This is a genomic window from Pedobacter sp. MR2016-19 (genome assembly GCF_014947265.1).
Lineage (GTDB): Bacteria > Bacteroidota > Bacteroidia > Sphingobacteriales > Sphingobacteriaceae > Pedobacter.
On sequence record NZ_JADCNK010000006.1, the window covers coordinates 20,041 to 37,359 of the forward strand.

A 17,319-nucleotide genomic window follows, 5' to 3' on the forward strand; every position below is an offset into this window, starting at 1 on the left:
AATTTTTAACTAAAATTAGCTTATGGGATTATCTCGAAAAGGAAAAACTGCTGCACCTGCGATTTTCCAAAATTATTATCCACACAAAATATTAAAGAATAGTGTCCGTTTGCAAGTTTTGGACCAAAAGTTACCCCTTCAAAATTATCGATGTGCCTGTTTAAGGTATCAAAATCGAAAAGTGGTTTTTTACTAAGCGGCTTTGGTGGATTTTTAAGGAAAGATACATTATCAATCTCATTTTCTGCACCGTTCAAATCAACCAGGTAAAGTTTTAAAAAAGCATGGTCATCGTGCCCTTTTGCCCAGGCCCTTTCCATAACCAAAAGAGTGTGATTGTTAATGGCTAGTATTTCCGAAATTCCATTTACATTCCAATCATTGTCTACTGTGGGTTTAACAGGTAAAGCGCCAAGGTTGTAGGCATATTGTGCAACATTCTTTTTAGTCGCTACGTCGAATTTTAAAATCCGCGTTAAGGCTTTATCATATTCAAAAGCAGCCTGAGGGCCATCCTGGTGAAGTGGCTCTTCTAAACTGGCATACAATGTTTTGTACTGATCAGCATAGGTTAAGCCTTCAAACAATGCATTTTTCCGTGGACCGCTCTCCGTTTTGGTAAAGTGAAAACCTTTTGGCAGCGGAATGGTATCTAAAAATTTTCCGGTGGTAGAAATAAAAGTTAAACCGGGTTGAACAATGGTAGTATCACCGTTTTTAAACAACCTTTCTCCTTCGCTGCTCCAGATCAATTGTTTGGTAACCGGATTATAACGGACGGACTCTCCATCTGGTTTTACACTTTTATCCGTTCCATATTTGGGATATTGTTTTCCGTTTTCCTGTAAGAGATACGTAACTCCTGTAATTCTGATGGTATCGATTTTATTTTCTTTGAGATCGATCTGTGCGGTATAAATCCTCGCCGGACTAAATTGCGAGGGATCATCACTGATCAGGTAATATTGGTTTTGTGCTGCATCGTAATCAATTCCCGATAAACCACCTACTACAGAATTTTGGAAAATCGGATTTAAGGGCATGATGTATTCATCCAGAAACTTTATAGACGAAATACTGGTTTCATGTTGCTTAACTGCAGCATACTTAGTGGCAGAACAAGATGAAAGAACAATGGCAAGAACTGAATAAACGAAGAGGAGCTGCGATACAGGTTTCAAATCGAAATGTTTAAGCCGTAAAAATATGGAATTTTGGCTACTCACAATATTTCATACTGAATTTATTTCAATACGTGGCTTTCCACTTCATTACGGATCAAAGTCTTCCTGTAAGCAATTTGCCACAATTGGAAACTCAGTGGCGTTGGATATTCCGATCTGACAAAAATTGAATACAGATACTGAAACAAGTTCAGTATGACGTACAGTCGGATGGTAACATCCAACTGCACATTTACTGGGAATATACGTGGTGTCAGATGTTACCATCTGACACTTATTAAACTAAGATTAAAACAACTTACCAATAACGCGGTATGTAATATTCGTTCCATCCACAATTTCTTCATAGTACACATCATCAGGTGAAACAAAATATTTTTCATTTTTAATGGTCACTTCTCTGCATCCTTCAGGCAATTGGTTAATAATATCACCAATGTTGTGCGTATCAACCGGACCATCAGTCGTATTTAAAACCCCATCTTTTCCAGCCACAACATATACCGTTTTACCATCGGCATTTTCTTTTTGGGTATAATAAACGCCTTTGTATTCGTAATAATCAACCCCATTAATAGTTACCTGATTGGCATCAGATGGTAAATTCGGAACTTCAGCGCCTACTGGTGGCGTTACCACTTCATATTGATCATTGTTTTGTTGATAGAACAATCCACCAGAATAATAAAATTGGTTCGGACCATAATAAAATGGATAATAACCATAAGGCAATACACCGATCCTAAAACCTAAAAATGGTCTGTAAAAATTGTAATAACTGTAATATGGCCTGTAATAAGGTCTTCCGTAACCAAATCTGTAACCATAACCTGGTCTACCATATCCTGGGCGATAACCTGGCCTGTTATAACCATAACCTGGTCTGCCAGAACGGATACTTGCAGAAAAGCCCCCTCTGCCTGACGCGCGCATAGATGGCTGACGGGAAATAGAACCACCACCTCTTGATGAGCCAATTGAGCCCGATCTGCCTCCGCCGAAAGAACCACCACCTCCTCCGCTCCTACTTGGCCGCTGTGCAGAAACACTTTCGATACTCAAGGTTGCGATCATCGCTGCTGCAGCGAAAACAACCAATCCTTTATTTAATAACCTGTTCATTTTTTTGTGTTTAATTCGATTATCAATATGACGGTTAAAATTCTTAAAAGATTATCCCTTAACAAGATTTAACTAAATTTTGATAAAGTGATGACGAAGACAGCGTTATAAATATCAGTTTGTATGAAATTTGCAAACGAAAAAAATACCTCATCCATTCCCCATTTTTTATTATTTACCACAAAGACACAAAGTTCTTTTTGCACGCCAGGCTTCTGACCTCGGTCTCCAACTTTCGGACTATTCCATTATTCATCACACATCTTACATCGTTTACCGCTAAGACACAACGTTTTTTGCATACTTAGCTTCTGATCTCCGTCTTACAACTTTCGGACTACTCCCATTATCCATCACACATCTTCCATTATACATCTTTAACAAACCTTTTACGAGCTATTTTTTCTTATCAATCTTAATCACCTATATTTAAATTTTATTCCTAAAAACCAGCTTAAATGAACCTTACCAGAATTTTCAGTCTTTTATTTTGTCTGTTTATTTCTAATGAATTAATTGCTCAACAAACCGATTCGGCTTATGTGAGAGAAAATTACACTAAAATAGAACGCCAAATCCCCATGCGTGACGGAGTTAAGTTATTCACTTCCATATACATACCCAAAAATCAATCCAAAAAATATCCATTTTTAATAAACCGTACGCCTTATACTGTTGCCCCTTACGGCGAGGATAAATATAAGCTTAGCCTCGGCAATTTTCCAGCCATGATGCGCGAAGGATTTATTTTTGTTTACCAGGATGTACGTGGCCGTTGGATGAGTGAGGGTACTTTTGCCGATATCCGCCCTCAACTAACTGGTAAAAAATCTAAAACAGCAATTGATGAGAGTACGGATACTTACGATACCATTGATTGGTTAATAAAAAATGTAAAGGGCAATAACGGAAACGCAGGGATTTATGGTATTTCGTACCCAGGGTTTTATTCTACCACTTCGTTGCCAAATGCGCACCCCGCATTAAAAGCCGTATCGCCGCAGGCCCCCGTTACAGATTGGTATTTAGGTGATGATTTCCACCACCGTGGTACTTTATTCCTAATGGATGCTTTCAGTTTTATGGGCAGTTTCGGTGTGCCGAGGCCTAAACCGATTACACCGGATAAAGGACCTAAAGGTTTTCAATTCCCCATTCAAGACAATTATCGTTTTTATTTAGAAGCCGGATCAGTTAAGAACCTTAAAGACCGGTATTTTGCAGACAGCATTAAATTCTGGAACGATTTATTTAAACATCCCAACTTAGATACTTTCTGGAAAGCACGTTTAATTACCCCGCATTTAACCAATGTAAAACCTGCGGTAATGGTAGTGGGTGGCTTTTTCGATGCAGAAGATGCTTATGGAACATTTGACACTTACAAAGCCATCGAGAAACAGAATCCTGGCGCCAATAATATCCTGGTTGCAGGTCCCTGGTTCCATGGCGGCTGGGTGCGTAGTGATGGTTCTTACTTCGGCGACATCCCTTTCGGTAAAACCACGAGCATCGATTATCAGCAACAGTACGAACTGCCTTTCTTTAAACATTATTTAAAAGGCGAAGGCGATTTTAAACCTTCAGAAGCCAATATTTTTGTAACCGGAAGTAATGAATGGAAAAAATTCAACACCTGGCCGCCACAAGAAGTTGAAAGCAAAAACCTGTATTTACAACCAAACGGAAAACTCAGTTTTGAGAAAGTGGGCAGAACCGATAGCTGGGACGAATATGTGAGCGACCCGAATAATCCTGTACCTTACCAGGATGGAATTCAAGCCAAACGTACCCGCGAGTACATGATCGACGATCAGCGTTTTGCCGCCCGTCGCCCGGATGTTAAAACCTATCAGACTGATGCCTTAACAGAAGATATTACCCTAACCGGACCAGTGCTGGCCAATCTTGTGGTATCCACCACCGGCACAGATGCCGATTATGTAGTTAAATTAATTGATGTTTACCCTGAAGATGCACCAAACCCGGTTCCTAACCCAAAAAACTTAATTATGGGTGGTTACGAAATGTTGGTTCGTGGAGAAATTATGCGTGGTAAATACCGCAACAGTTTCGAAAAACCTGAAGCTTTTGTTCCTGGCGCAATCACCAAAGTAAATTATCCGCTGCCAGATATCGCGCATACCTTTAAAAAAGGACATAAAATCATGATCCAGATCCAAAATTCATGGTTCCCTTTGGCCGATCGCAATCCGCAGAAATTTATGGATATTTACCAGGCAGAGCCACAGGACTTTCAAAAAGCAACACACAAAATTTATCACGATGTACACAACAGTTCGTTCATTACCGTTTCGGTGTTAAAATAAAATGTTAAGCGCGTCGTTATGCGGTTCGTCATTCCCAACTTGATTGGGAATCTTAATGCATTACGATTCCCGCCTGCGCGGGAATGACGCCTAACATTAAAAACAAATTCTTAGCTTATTATTCTTAAAAATGAAATACTTTAAACTCTTCATCATCCTGTTTTCAGCCTCTTCAGCTTTTGCGCAAAGCGACTCAGGATATCCAGAAACAAATTACACCAAAAAAGAAGTGTACATCTCTATGCGTGATGGCACCAAACTTTTCACGGCCATTTATACCCCAAAAGATGCCTCAAAGGATAAAAAATATCCGATGATTATGCAGCGCACCTGTTATAGTGTTGCCCCTTATGGCGAAGACAAATTTCCGACACGTTTAGGCCCATCCGAACTGATGATGAAAGAAGGTTATATCGTGGTGATGCAGGATGTACGCGGCCGCTGGAAAAGTGAAGGTACATGGACCAACATGACACCAGTAATCGACAATAAAAAATCGAAAAAGGATGTTGATGAAGGTTCTGATACGTATGACACAATAGATTGGTTGGTTAAAAATGTGGCCAATAACAATGGCAAAGTGGGTCAGTGGGGCATTTCTTATCCAGGTTTTTATACCGCAGCCGGGATTTTAAGCAATCATCCTGCACTAAAAGCATCCTCGCCGCAGGCACCAATTTCCGATTTCTTTTTTGATGATTTCCACCACAATGGATCATTTTTGCAAAGTTATTTTATGACCTTTCCGGTATTTGGTGTGCAGAAAACGGATACAACTTCTAAAGCCTGGTACAATAACCAGTTAATTCTACCAAAAACAAAAGACGGCTATCAGTTTGCTTTAGACTTGGGCCCTTTAACCAATGCAGACAAATATTATAAGGATAATTTCTTCTGGCAAGAAACCATTAACCATCCAAACTATGATGAGTTTTGGCAAAAACGTGGATTGCTAAAACATTATAATACTGTTAAACCAGCAATAATGTTAGTAGGTGGCTGGTACGATGCGGAAGATTTATCAGGACCATTAAACATTTACAAAACCATCGAAAAGAAAAACCCTAACGCTTACAATATCATCGTTATGGGCCCTTTCGGACATGGCAGATGGAGTCGCGAAACCGGCCATACCATGCACAGCAATATTTATTTCGGTGATAGCATTGCCACTTTTTACCAGAAAGAAATCGAAGCTAAATTCTTTAACCATTTCTTAAAGGGCAATGGAGATAAAAACTCAGGCCTGCCCGAAGCGTATATGTTTGATACCGGCAAAAAACAATGGGAAACTTTTAGCAAATGGCCAACAGAAAAAGCAAGTAAACAAAAATTATACCTGGGTGCCGATGGTAAACTAAGCATGACCGCTCCATCAGCTGCAGGTTCTGTTAACTACATTAGTGATCCTTTAAAACCAGTTCCTTATACAGAAGATTTAACCACTACACTGGGTTTTACCCCGCATAATTACATGAGCGAAGATCAACGTTTTGCAGGCAGAAGACCAGATGTTTTGGTGTACCAAACTGATGTATTGGATAACGACATTACATTAGGTGGCGAAATCATGTCGCACCTTAAAATTGCTTCTACCGGCACCGATGCCGATTTTATTGTCAAGCTGATCGATGTATATCCAGCTGATGAACCTAACAATCCTTATATGCCAAACAAAAACATTACATTGAGTAATTACTGGCAAATGGTACGTTCGGAAGTAATGCCGGCCCGTTTCCGCAATAGTTTTGAAAAACCGGAAGCTTTGGTCGCCAATCAAAAAACAGCTATAAACTTCCAATTGCAGGATGTATTGCACACCTTTAAAAAAGGCCACAGGATTATGATCCAGGTGCAGAGCACAGCTTTCCCCTTATTTGCCCGTAATCCACAAAAATTTGTAGAAAACCCTTATAAAGCAACTGAAACAGATTATATTAAAGCCACACAAACGGTTTTTAATGATAGTTTTATCGAAGTTGACGTGATAAAATAAATTTAATCGCTCACGCTCGTTTCCAAACGAGCGTGTAATAACCAATCGTTTTTAACGATTCATAAAAAACTTCCATGCCTCGGTTCATGCCCCCACGAACCGAAGGCCAACGGTCAATAACGAAACAAATGAAAAAACTATTTATCCTTTTCGCGCTTGCTTTCAGCCTTCCAGCCGCAAAGGCACAAATGCTGGCTAAAAACCAGGTAAACTCCCGTGCCGATAGCCTCCGTGGAACACTTACCCCTTTACGTACCTGTTACGATATTAACTATTACCACTTAGACGTAAAAATCGATATTGATCAGAAATCCATCACCGGAAGTAATGAATTTGCCTTTACCGCTACGCAGGATTTTAATAAATTACAGTTCGATCTTTTTGACAACCTCAAAGTAGAAAAAGTAGTATATAAGGGTACTGATTTACCTTTCAAAAGGGAATATAATGCTGTTTTTGTAACCTTCCCAAAAGCGATAAAAAAAGGAAGCAAAGATAAATTCACTGTTTTTTATTCTGGTAACCCTACTGTGGCCAAAACTCCACCGTGGGATGGTGGCTTTATCTTTAAAAAAGACGCAGCAGGCAATCCTTTTGTTTCTGTGGCCTGCCAGGGTTTAGGTGCAAGTGTATGGTGGCCAAATAAGGATCATCAGAGTGATGAGGTAGACAGTATGCTCATCAGCATTGCTGTCCCTAAAACTTTACAGGAAATATCTAACGGAAGACTGAGGAATGCGGTAGATAAACCCGATGGTTACAAACAATACAATTGGTTTGTCGCTAACCCCATCAACAACTACGATGTAACCTTTTACATTGGTAAATATGCCCACTGGCAAGACAGTTATGATGGCGAAAACGGCAAACTGAGTATCGATTACTGGGCGCTACAAACAGATAGCGCCAAAGCCCGCCCACATTGGGATGCTGATGTTAAACCCATGCTAAAATGTTTCGAATATTGGTTCGGTCCTTACCCATGGTACAAAGATGGCTACAAACTCGTTCAGGCACCACATTTAGGTATGGAACATCAAAGTGCAGTAGCCTATGGCAATCAATTTAAACCGGGTTATCTGGGTAAAGATTTAAGCGGCACCGGCCATGGCTTAAAATGGGATTTCATCACCATCCATGAGAGCGGCCATGAATGGTTCGGGAATAGCATCACCTCAAAAGATATCGCCGATATGTGGATTCATGAAGGTTTTACCAATTATTCGGAAGTGTTGTTTACTGAATGTAGCGAGAACAAAGCTGCTGCCGACGAATATGTAATCGGACTACAGAAAATCATCCGTAATGAGGAACCGGTAATTGGTCCTTATGGCGTAAACAAAGAAGGTTCAGGCGATATGTATCCAAAAGGTGCAAATCTGGTCAGTATCATTCGCCAACTCATCAATAACGATGAAAAATTCAGGCTAATCCTGCGGGGATTAGGCAAAACATTCTATCACAAAACCGTAACCACTGCCGAGATCGAAAATTACATTGCTAAAGAAAGTGGTTTAAAACTGGATAAGATTTTCGACCAGTATTTACGTTTTACCAAAATCCCGGTTCTGGAATATAAAATTGATAATGGCAACCTTTCTTACCGCTGGGTAACCGATGTTAAAGGTTTCGATATGCCTGTACGTGTAACCTTAAAAACTGGAGCCTATACTTTAATTAAACCCACAAACGATTGGAAAACCATTAAAGTAGATGCCAGTATAAATACAGATAACTTTAAACAGGATCCGCTGTTTTATGTTAACCTCAAAAAAGGTTAATCCCGTCCAGACTTCCGAAGTTTCCCTGGCCCGATAGCTCAGCTAACTTCGGAAGTCGGCTAAGAACGATAATTTTCAACTTGTGCAACTTTTCTTAAATTCAACCGTCTTATAAGAAAAAGACCACTATTCATCTAAAAAAAATAAAATCTATACCCATGAAAAAAGTATTTGCAATATTATTGGCATCATTAACCTTAACCGCTAGCATTAACGTAATTGCCAAAGATCAGATCAGCATCAGCACTTCAAAAAACAATGGTGACGACAGAGAGGTGAAAAATTTCAACGGCGTTGCTGCAGCAGGTCCCATAAATGTAATTGTAACTTTGGGGAATAGCGAAAGTTGTCGTTTAGAAGGCGATGCAGAGGCAATTGCTTCAATCGTTACCGAAGTAAAAGGCCGTGTTTTGGTCATCCGTCCGCAAACCAGCATTACCAGCTGGTCCAGAAAATATGAAGGTAAAAAAATCACAGCCTATGTATCAGCCAGAGAATTGGCAAGTTTAACTGTTAGTGGTGATGGAAGTTTAACCGTAAATGGAAAAATCAGCACGGGTAGCCTAACGACAACCGTAAGCGGTTCGGGTAACATCAAAGCAACAGCCGATGTAGATGATTATAGTGGTGTAATTAGCGGTTCAGGATCCATAAATATCACTGGCGGTGCCGATCGTACTAAAGTGGTAATCAGCAGTTCAGGTACATTTGCCGGTAAATCTTTTTCAACAAAAACATTAACCAGTACCATTAGCGGATCAGGAACCGTAAATATTGCCGTTAGCGAAAGCATCAGGGCTGTAATAAGCGGATCAGGAAACGTAAATTATTCTGGTAATCCAACTGTCGACAAAACCATTATTGGCTCAGGTGGAGTAAGGAAAATGTAAAATCAGATTCATCATCATACAAGGAATGCCCCGAAGAAATTTGGGGCATTTTTTTTTTTAATATCTCTTTAACAACCGCCATGGTTCGTGTCTCCACGAACCACAATTCTTAGTGTATAATCTATATATACAGAAAATGACCATTAACAGCATTTGGCGGTCTTCAGCCCTGCTTTTCATTCCAAGTCCTCGCTACGCTGTGGGCTTTCCATTCCAATCAGGTTTAGGAACAGAGGCTTGTGCTCCGCAACCTTAAAAATGAATTACTGCTCTGCTTACCTAGCCCCAGTTAAAGCGGCACCTAACATCATTAAGCTAAGAGTTTTAACCACAGATGCACACAGATAAACACGGATTTTCATATCTATGTGCATCCTTTCTATCTGTGGTTAAATTATTTTTGCTTGTGCCGAATGGCTTAGCGGTAACTTGCAACGACCAAGGCCCGGGGATTGAAGCGTAAAACAGGAAGAAATATAATGTTATGCACAAGCACTGCTCCAAAGAAAATGTTTTCTTTAACACACAAAAAACATATTGATCTGTTTTTGATTTGAAACAATTATCTTCGTTTATCTACACCTCACCCATGAAAAAAATATTTTTAGCCTTTCTATTAATCAGTAGCATCAGCCTTGCTTATGCGCAGGATCAAACGCTCGATAAAAAATACCGTCCGATAGTGATCAGTTTTACAAATGCTGTTAAAAGCGGAAATATAGAAAAGCTGAGTAGCAAAATCAAATACCCTTTAAACAGAACATATCCTATTCCGCCGATTAAAAATAAACAGGAATTTGTAAAGCGGTACAAAGAAGTTTTTGATGATAATTTAACCAAAAAGATCATTAATGCTAAAATAGAAACCGATTGGAATGACGTTGGCTGGCGTGGCATTATGTTGTTACACGGAGAATTATGGCTTGATACCGATGGAAAATTAATTGCCGTTAATCACCAATCGAGGTTAGAAGCCAAAGAACAGGCCAGATTGATAAATGTTGAAAAAAGCAGCCTTCACCCCTCAATCAGCAATTTTGCACAACCAGTTCTTGTTTTCGAAACGGCTCAGTACCGGATCAGGATTGATGACATGGGCAACAACAATTACCGCTATGCCTCATGGCCTATAAAAAGTAAAATGAGCGATAAGCCCAAATTAATTTTAACCAATGGCAAATTTACACCTGATGGTAGCGGTGGAAACCACAATTACCAATTTAAAAGCGGCGACCGTTTATACACCTGTTTCATCACAGTGATGGGCGAAAAAGGTGCTCCTCCTGCTCAATTGGTGATCAGTAAAGATGGAAAAGAAATACTATCACAACCTGCGAAAAAAATCACTCTTTAATTGAAATAGATGCTTACCGAAACACTAAAAAGACTTTTTAACCGGGATCTTACCAGGCTGAAATCCGAAATCGAAGCTTACCAAAACGAGGCGAATCTGTGGCGTATAGATTGCACCATTGCAAACTCGGCCGGGAACCTTTGCCTGCACCTCATCGGGAACCTAAATACTTACATCGGTGCGACCTTAGGCGGTACCGATTATATACGGAACCGAGAACTGGAATTTTCTTTAAAAGATATTCCGAAAAAAGAGTTGATTAAAATGATTGAAGCAACCATAAGCGTTGTTAACGAAGCTTTGGATCGGGTAAGCAACGAGCAGATGGATGGCGAGTATCCAATACTGGTATTTGAAGAAAAAACATCTACTGAATTTTTACTCGTTCACCTCACCACACATTTAACTTATCACCTGGGGCAAATTAATTACCACAGAAGGTTGTTGGATGCTTAATTCGACCGTCATTGCGAACAGAAGCGTAGGACCGAGCATAAGAGTGAAGCAATCTTTCATACTAGTGATCCTTGCTATAAAGATTGCTTCCCCGATAATCGGGGCAGGCTGTTGGCTGAAAAAGCCTTCTCTGTGTCTCCCGTGTTTCTGCGCCAATTTAAATGGCACCCAAAACAAAAAAGGAGGCTTAAGCCTCCTTCAATATCTTTTAAAACTGGACCCCAATCAGCCACATATTTTCAATGTAGTTAATCTTTTGACTGGCATGATCATACTCATCCCATCCTGTGGTATGCACATTGGTTAAATTGGTAGCGCCAAATTTGGTGGTATTCTGTAAATAAACGTTTTTCCAAACATAAAACTTAAGTCCGATTTTAGCCGAAACGCCATATCCAGAAATGTTCCAGTGATTGTTTCTGCCTAAACCAAATAAACGTACGTCAGAACGTGGTACCATGATTCCACCACCTAAACCCGTTTCTAAAGTTAACGAAGTATTTCCACCGGGTGCTACCCAGATATCATCATAACGTTCTATCTCAATATTGGCATAGTTAAAACCATCGGTATGCTCATAAGTGAGCATGCTTTCTTTAACATTTACAAGTTGTCCATTATAATCGCCTGCCAATGCACCAGTAGCTACATTTTCAGGAGTAATATTAGCTCCTATGTGTCCGGTAATGGCAACAGTTTGTGGAATATCCATTACATATTTCATGTGGTCCCAACCAATAGAAATACTATAATTATCTTTGATAAAATACCCTACACGGATATTGTACTGTGGTACAGTGATTAAACCCGGATTTAAATAAGCCCAGCTTAGCTTCGATTGTCTATCGTGTGCAACAACATCCTTTAAAGTAAAATCGTAGTTGGGGCCTTGAAACCTGATATCACTTTTTCCATACCACGAACTGTTGTAGCCCCAGTGGAAAAAGAAATCGCCTTTACGCGAAAAATTCCTTTTATGTTCAGGATTGAATAAGCTTTTTGAAGTTGGTGTATTATTGGTTGAAGAGGCTTTAATCTCTTGTGCCTGCATCCGCCTGCCAAACAAGAGTGCTAAAAATAGAATGGTAAATCTTTTCACGCGGCAAATTGAGCAAAAAGACCAGTCATTTACAACAGGTTTAACATTTTGTAAGAGTTGTTGCCCAAAAAATGACTTTGAAACATTAAAACCTGGTGTAAACAGCCAGCTGAATAATGTTATTTACCGTATTATTTGAAACACCATGTGTAGCCTGGTTCATATACCCGGCTTCCAGATCAAACTGCTTCGAAAAACGATAACCCGCAGCAAGGTATAACCTGTTTTGATCGAAAACACTATTGTTGATTTTATCCTTATTCTGAAGATTTAAAAACACCTCGTTCTGCAAAGCCAAAAATGGACCTTTTGTAAACGTTGGCTGAGTTTTTTGCAATGGCTGGACTAACCTTACGAAATAACGGAAGCGCTGCGAAAACACATCTTCACCCGAACGACCGATAAAACGTTGTTCTAACCTAATCCTATGACTGGCAAATACCGAGCTGATTTTATGACTATAAATGTACTGTTCAAAAATACGGTGTTCGTGAAACAGATTGTTATTGCCGCCTGTCAGATTCATATCAGTAGTTTGCCACAAATAACCTAAAGCCACATTATGTTTGTCGTTAATAAAATATTGCAGCGCAGGGCGCACCAAAGTATTTCTAACATAACTCCAATCGTCGGCTGAACGAACCTGAACATCAAATTGCAATCCCCATTTATCATTAAATTTGGTGTTATTTAAAAACATAAACCAACCCGAATTTTGATGTTGGGTTTGTGCATATAGCTTTCCAGCAGCCATGATGAGAACCAACGTGGCAGATAATAATATTTTTTTCATAAAAAGATAAACCGGTTTTACCTGTGTGGCGCTAAATTAAAAGAAAATATGGCAAAGTGAAAAGAGAGTTTATCAATTAGTTAGTAAAATCAGTGGTCAGAGTCCAATATTCAAATTGCCTATCACACACCAACCTATATGGGGTTCTTAGTATCTTTGTGGTAAAACGTCAAACTTGTTGTATACTTCAATATCTTCTGTGGCAAAAAGCATGACATACTTTGCGTTTCTTTGCGAAAAACTTTGCCTCCTTTGCGGTTAAAAAACCTTCATTATTAAAATTTCATTTAACGTTAAGCGATTAAAAATTTATCTTCGTTAAAGATTTGGGCATTAAGACATCTTAATTGCGCTTATTTTTAACATTACAAAACGTAAAAAAGAACAAAAATGATTATCGAACCTAGAATGAGGGGCTTTATCTGTTTAACTGCACACCCTGATGGTTGCGCGCAAAACGTAAAGAATCAAATTGAATATGTAAAATCTAAAGGAGCTATAGATGGTCCTAAAAAAGTATTGGTAATTGGTGCATCAACCGGTTTTGGTTTAGCATCGCGCATTACTGCTGCTTATGGATCAGGGGCTGCTACAATTGGCGTATTTTTCGAAAAGGCACCTTCCGAAGGTAAAACAGCATCACCAGGCTGGTACAATAGTGCCGCTTTTGAAAAAGAAGCACATGCAGCTGGTTTGTACGCAAAAAGCATAAATGGTGATGCATTTTCTAAAGAAATAAAAGAAAAAACTTTAGCAACGATTAAAGCAGATTTAGGCCAGGTTGATTTGGTGATTTATAGCCTTGCCTCTCCGGTAAGAAAACATCCAGACACAGAAGTATTACACCGTTCAACTTTAAAGCCTATCGGAGGCACGTACACCAATAAAACGGTCGATTTCCACACGGGTAACGTAAGCGAGATTTCTATCGAACCTGCTACTGAAGAAGATATTGCAAACACTGTAGCCGTAATGGGTGGCGAAGATTGGGCCATGTGGATTGATGCCTTAAAAGCAGAAAACCTGCTTGCAGAAGGTGCAACAACAGTAGCATATTCGTACATAGGCCCAGCTTTAACCGAGCCAGTATACCGTAAAGGAACCATTGGCCGGGCTAAAGATGATTTAGAAGCAACTGCATTTACAATAGCCGATAAATTAAAGGATATTGATGGTAAAGCTTATGTATCGGTTAATAAAGCATTGGTTACACAGGCGAGTTCTGCAATTCCGGTAATTCCGCTTTACATTTCTTTGTTGTATAAAGTGATGAAGGCTGAAGGCGTCCATGAAGGTACTATTGAGCAGATCCAACGTTTATATGCTGACCGCTTATACACCGGCAATCCTGTTCCTGTTGATGAAAAAGGAAGAATCAGAATCGACGATTGGGAAATGCGTGAGGATATCCAGGCTAAAGTTGCCGAACTCTGGAAAGAAGCTACTACCGAAACTTTACCAGCGATAGGTGATTTACCAGGTTACAGATCTGATTTCTTAAGCTTGTTCGGTTTCGAAATTGATAAAGTAGACTATCAAAAAGATGCCCAGGAAGTAGTAGAAATTGAAGGGTTAGTAAATTAAATAAATAATTCATAAGAGATGCGTCATTCCCAACTTGATTGGGAATCGTAATGCAAAAAGCTTTAAGATTTCCACCTGCGTGGAAATGACGAATTTTAAAACACAATTACAAACGGCTGGCCTTAAAGCCGGCCGTTTTTATTCCCCGATAAAATGAATTTCGATTTACAGCCCAAATTAGAAAACGATTTAATTAAAGTAGTTCCTTTAAAAGAGTCTGACTTCGAAGCGCTTTTTGCAGTAGCTTCCGATCCGTTAATCTGGGAACAACACCCCAATAAAGACCGCTATAAAAGAGAGGTTTTCGAAAATTTCTTTAAAGGCGCTATAGAATCGAAGGGTGCTTTTATTGTATATGAAAAAGAAACCAACAAAATTGTAGGTAGCTCCAGGTATTATGAGCTAAACGAAGCAGACAGTTCGGTTGCGATTGGCTACACTTTTATATCCCGCGAGTTTTGGGGCAAAGGACATAATAAGGCTTTAAAAGCTTTAATGTTTGATTATGCTTTTCAATTTGTGGATAAAGTAATTTTACATATCGGTGCTACTAATTTCCGTTCACAAAAAGCTACAGAAAAATTAGGTGCTGTTAAAATCGCTGAATTAGAGGTAGCCTATTATGGTGAGCCCTTAAAATGGAATTTTGTTTATCAGGCAGATAAACAAAAATGGCTAAACAGGGCATCATAAAAATAAACCACAGATTTACACAGATTTATTTTCCCTATTAGCGTTCATCCTTTTCATCTGTGGTAAAAAAATAATAGAGAAACAATGCCACGGAAACACAGAAACACGGAGTATTGCATCGCTTATATTCTATTCGTTACTTGATCCTAACAGTAGTCAAAGGATCTATACCTAAGACCACTACAATACCACATATATCATCGTCACCTATACGAGCTACCTCCCATTCATGATTCATCCTGAGTGTAGTCGAAGGATCCATCTGTGTTTATATGTCAAACATTATCCATAATGACAAGAGCATAACCGAATAAAATCGTGTTTGTGCTTTAGTATTGTTATCTTTGTATAATTCTCCATTCCACTCACCTTTCAAAACAATTAAATAAAATATGGCTAAATCTCAGGCAACATACAGTAAAAAAGAGAACGAAAAAAAACGATTAAAAAAACAAAAAGACAAACAAGAGAAAAAAGAAGAGCGTCAGGCTAATGCCAAAAAAGGTTTAGCACTTGAAGATATGATGGCTTACGTTGACGAAAACGGAAACATCTCTTCTACTCCACCAGATCCGAAGAAAAAGAAAGTAATTAATACAGAAGATATTCAGATTGGTATTTCAAGACAAGAGGATATCATCGATGAAAATCCTGTTAAAAAAGGAACAGTTACTTTCTTTAACGACAGTAAAGGTTACGGTTTTATTAAAAACACTGAAACACAAGACAGTATTTTCGTTCACGCAAACGGTTTAATCACCCAGATTAAAGAAGGTGATAAAGTTACGTTTGAAGTAGAAATGGGTCAAAAAGGACCAACTGCTGTTAAAGTATCAAAGGTTTAACAGCCAAAAATTCAATTCTTTTTGCAGTTCCTAATTGCAAAACATGATTAAAATTCTGCAGAAAACTCTGCTGCGCCAGGTTTTATAATCCTATATAATTCCGTCTATTTAAGCATAAAACCTAGCGCATAATTTTCTTCATTCTTATTTCTACCCTTAATAGAGGCTGATAAATTTTGCTAGAATTCGCTTCTAAAAATAGAATCTTAGAATTATTCCAAAATTTATATATCTAATTGCATTCTAATTTATTTTTCCCCAGCACGGCAGGGGATAATTTATAGTGCTGTAAATAAACCGAATAGGCTTATTAAAAGGAAAAACTGTAGCCTTTGGGTAAGGATAATCGTTTATGAAATAAAAAATATATAATCCCGGTGTGGAATTTGTGTACGCTTTACATCATTACAGTACACACAAAGAAAAATAGATATGAAAAAGTTAATAACACTTGCACTGGTTGCATTTTTAGGTTTATCGTCAGCGATGGCTCAACAAGTAGATTTACGCAGAAAAATTAATGTTAGCGGAACTGCAGAAACAGAAGTAACACCAGATATTATTTATATCGGTATTTCACTAAAAGAATATTTAAACGGAAAGAAAAAAGTAGACATTACGGAACTGGAAAAACAACTGTTTGCCGCTGTACAAAAAGCGGGCATTGCAAAAGAAAACTTAACCATCAGCAATTTAAGCAGCTGGAACTATGAAACAGAGAAAAAGAAAAATCCTGATTTTTTAGCCAGCAAACAATACCGTTTAAAAGTGAGCGACCTGAACAAATTCAATGCAATATTAGAAGCAATTGATGCCAAAGGAATTGCCAATACAAACATTGAAAGCTACGATTATTCTAAAATTGAGAGTTTGAAAAAAGAACTTAAAATTAAAGCTTTATTGGCGGCAAAAGAGAAGGCAACTTACATGGTAGAAGCATTAGGCGATAAATTAGGTAGTGTAATTGAAATACAGGATGGCGGAGATAATGTAATACAACCGGTTTATAGAACTTTTGCGATGAAAGCTGAAATGTCGGATGCTGCTGGCGCTCCTGAAATTGATTTCAAAAAAATCAAGCTGAATTTCACAGTAAATGCTGTTTTCGAGATTAAATAAGAATTTTAATAGTTTAAATTAATGCTTTTCAAAACCTACCAGAACATTTTGGTAGGTTTTTTGTTAAGTATTG

The 17,319-nt window shown here is 38.6% G+C and carries 14 protein-coding genes; 10 read left to right on the plus strand and 4 right to left on the minus strand.

Features of this window, described 5'->3' with window-relative positions:
- Positions 1-20: 20 nt before the first annotated feature.
- Together IM793_RS10275 and IM793_RS10280 are read right to left on the minus strand one after the other, a co-directional pair.
- The gene (locus tag IM793_RS10275; protein WP_193421048.1) at positions 21-1,181 is read right to left on the minus strand and encodes an esterase-like activity of phytase family protein; all 1,161 of its coding nucleotides are present in this window, start codon (positions 1,179-1,181) and stop codon (positions 21-23) included.
- Positions 1,182-1,472: 291 nt separating this feature from the next.
- On the minus strand, positions 1,473-2,306 hold the full coding sequence (locus IM793_RS10280) for a DUF6515 family protein (RefSeq protein WP_193421050.1): 834 nt from the start codon (positions 2,304-2,306) through the stop codon (positions 1,473-1,475).
- A 458-nt stretch (positions 2,307-2,764) separates the two neighbouring features.
- Here IM793_RS10280 and IM793_RS10285 point away from each other — a divergent pair, with 458 nt between their 5' ends.
- The 6 genes from IM793_RS10285 to IM793_RS10310 all read left to right on the plus strand — a co-directional run bounded on the left by IM793_RS10285 (position 2,765) and on the right by IM793_RS10310 (position 11,113).
- A complete protein-coding gene (locus IM793_RS10285) occupies positions 2,765-4,636 on the plus strand; it encodes a CocE/NonD family hydrolase (protein ID WP_193421052.1) in 1,872 nt (623 codons plus the stop codon).
- 130 nt (positions 4,637-4,766) lie between these two features.
- Positions 4,767-6,632, plus strand: coding sequence for a CocE/NonD family hydrolase (locus IM793_RS10290; protein WP_193421054.1), 1,866 nt, complete (start codon positions 4,767-4,769; stop codon positions 6,630-6,632).
- Between the two features lie 128 nt (positions 6,633-6,760).
- Positions 6,761-8,413, plus strand: coding sequence for a M1 family metallopeptidase (locus tag IM793_RS10295; RefSeq protein WP_193421055.1), 1,653 nt, complete (start codon positions 6,761-6,763; stop codon positions 8,411-8,413).
- Between the two features lie 158 nt (positions 8,414-8,571).
- The gene (locus IM793_RS10300) at positions 8,572-9,303 is read left to right on the plus strand and encodes a head GIN domain-containing protein (protein ID WP_193421057.1); all 732 of its coding nucleotides are present in this window, start codon (positions 8,572-8,574) and stop codon (positions 9,301-9,303) included.
- A 589-nt stretch (positions 9,304-9,892) separates the two neighbouring features.
- Entirely contained in the window at positions 9,893-10,657 is a 765-nt protein-coding gene (locus IM793_RS10305; protein WP_193421059.1) for a hypothetical protein, read from the plus strand.
- Between the two features lie 9 nt (positions 10,658-10,666).
- Positions 10,667-11,113: a DinB family protein gene (locus IM793_RS10310; RefSeq protein ID WP_193421061.1), complete on the plus strand. Its 447-nt coding sequence runs from the start codon at positions 10,667-10,669 to the stop codon at positions 11,111-11,113.
- A 208-nt stretch (positions 11,114-11,321) separates the two neighbouring features.
- Here the strand turns inward: IM793_RS10310 and IM793_RS10315 are convergent, their stop codons facing one another.
- Both IM793_RS10315 and IM793_RS10320 read right to left on the minus strand, forming a co-directional pair.
- A complete protein-coding gene (locus IM793_RS10315; RefSeq protein ID WP_370629778.1) occupies positions 11,322-12,212 on the minus strand; it encodes a hypothetical protein in 891 nt (296 codons plus the stop codon).
- Positions 12,213-12,297: 85 nt separating this feature from the next.
- Entirely contained in the window at positions 12,298-13,005 is a 708-nt protein-coding gene (locus tag IM793_RS10320; protein WP_193421064.1) for a DUF2490 domain-containing protein, read from the minus strand.
- Between the two features lie 390 nt (positions 13,006-13,395).
- Between IM793_RS10320 and fabV the strand changes: the two genes are divergently transcribed.
- From fabV to IM793_RS10340, 4 genes are all read left to right on the plus strand, one after another.
- Complete coding sequence (fabV, locus tag IM793_RS10325) at positions 13,396-14,589, plus strand: enoyl-ACP reductase FabV (RefSeq protein WP_193421066.1); 1,194 nt, start codon at positions 13,396-13,398, stop codon at positions 14,587-14,589.
- A gap of 153 nt (positions 14,590-14,742) precedes the next feature.
- The gene (locus IM793_RS10330; protein WP_193421068.1) at positions 14,743-15,282 is read left to right on the plus strand and encodes a GNAT family N-acetyltransferase; all 540 of its coding nucleotides are present in this window, start codon (positions 14,743-14,745) and stop codon (positions 15,280-15,282) included.
- Positions 15,283-15,674: 392 nt separating this feature from the next.
- Complete coding sequence (locus IM793_RS10335; RefSeq protein WP_029277369.1) at positions 15,675-16,127, plus strand: cold-shock protein; 453 nt, start codon at positions 15,675-15,677, stop codon at positions 16,125-16,127.
- A gap of 432 nt (positions 16,128-16,559) precedes the next feature.
- Positions 16,560-17,246, plus strand: coding sequence for an SIMPL domain-containing protein (locus tag IM793_RS10340; protein WP_193421070.1), 687 nt, complete (start codon positions 16,560-16,562; stop codon positions 17,244-17,246).
- The last annotated feature ends 73 nt before the right edge of the window (positions 17,247-17,319 follow it).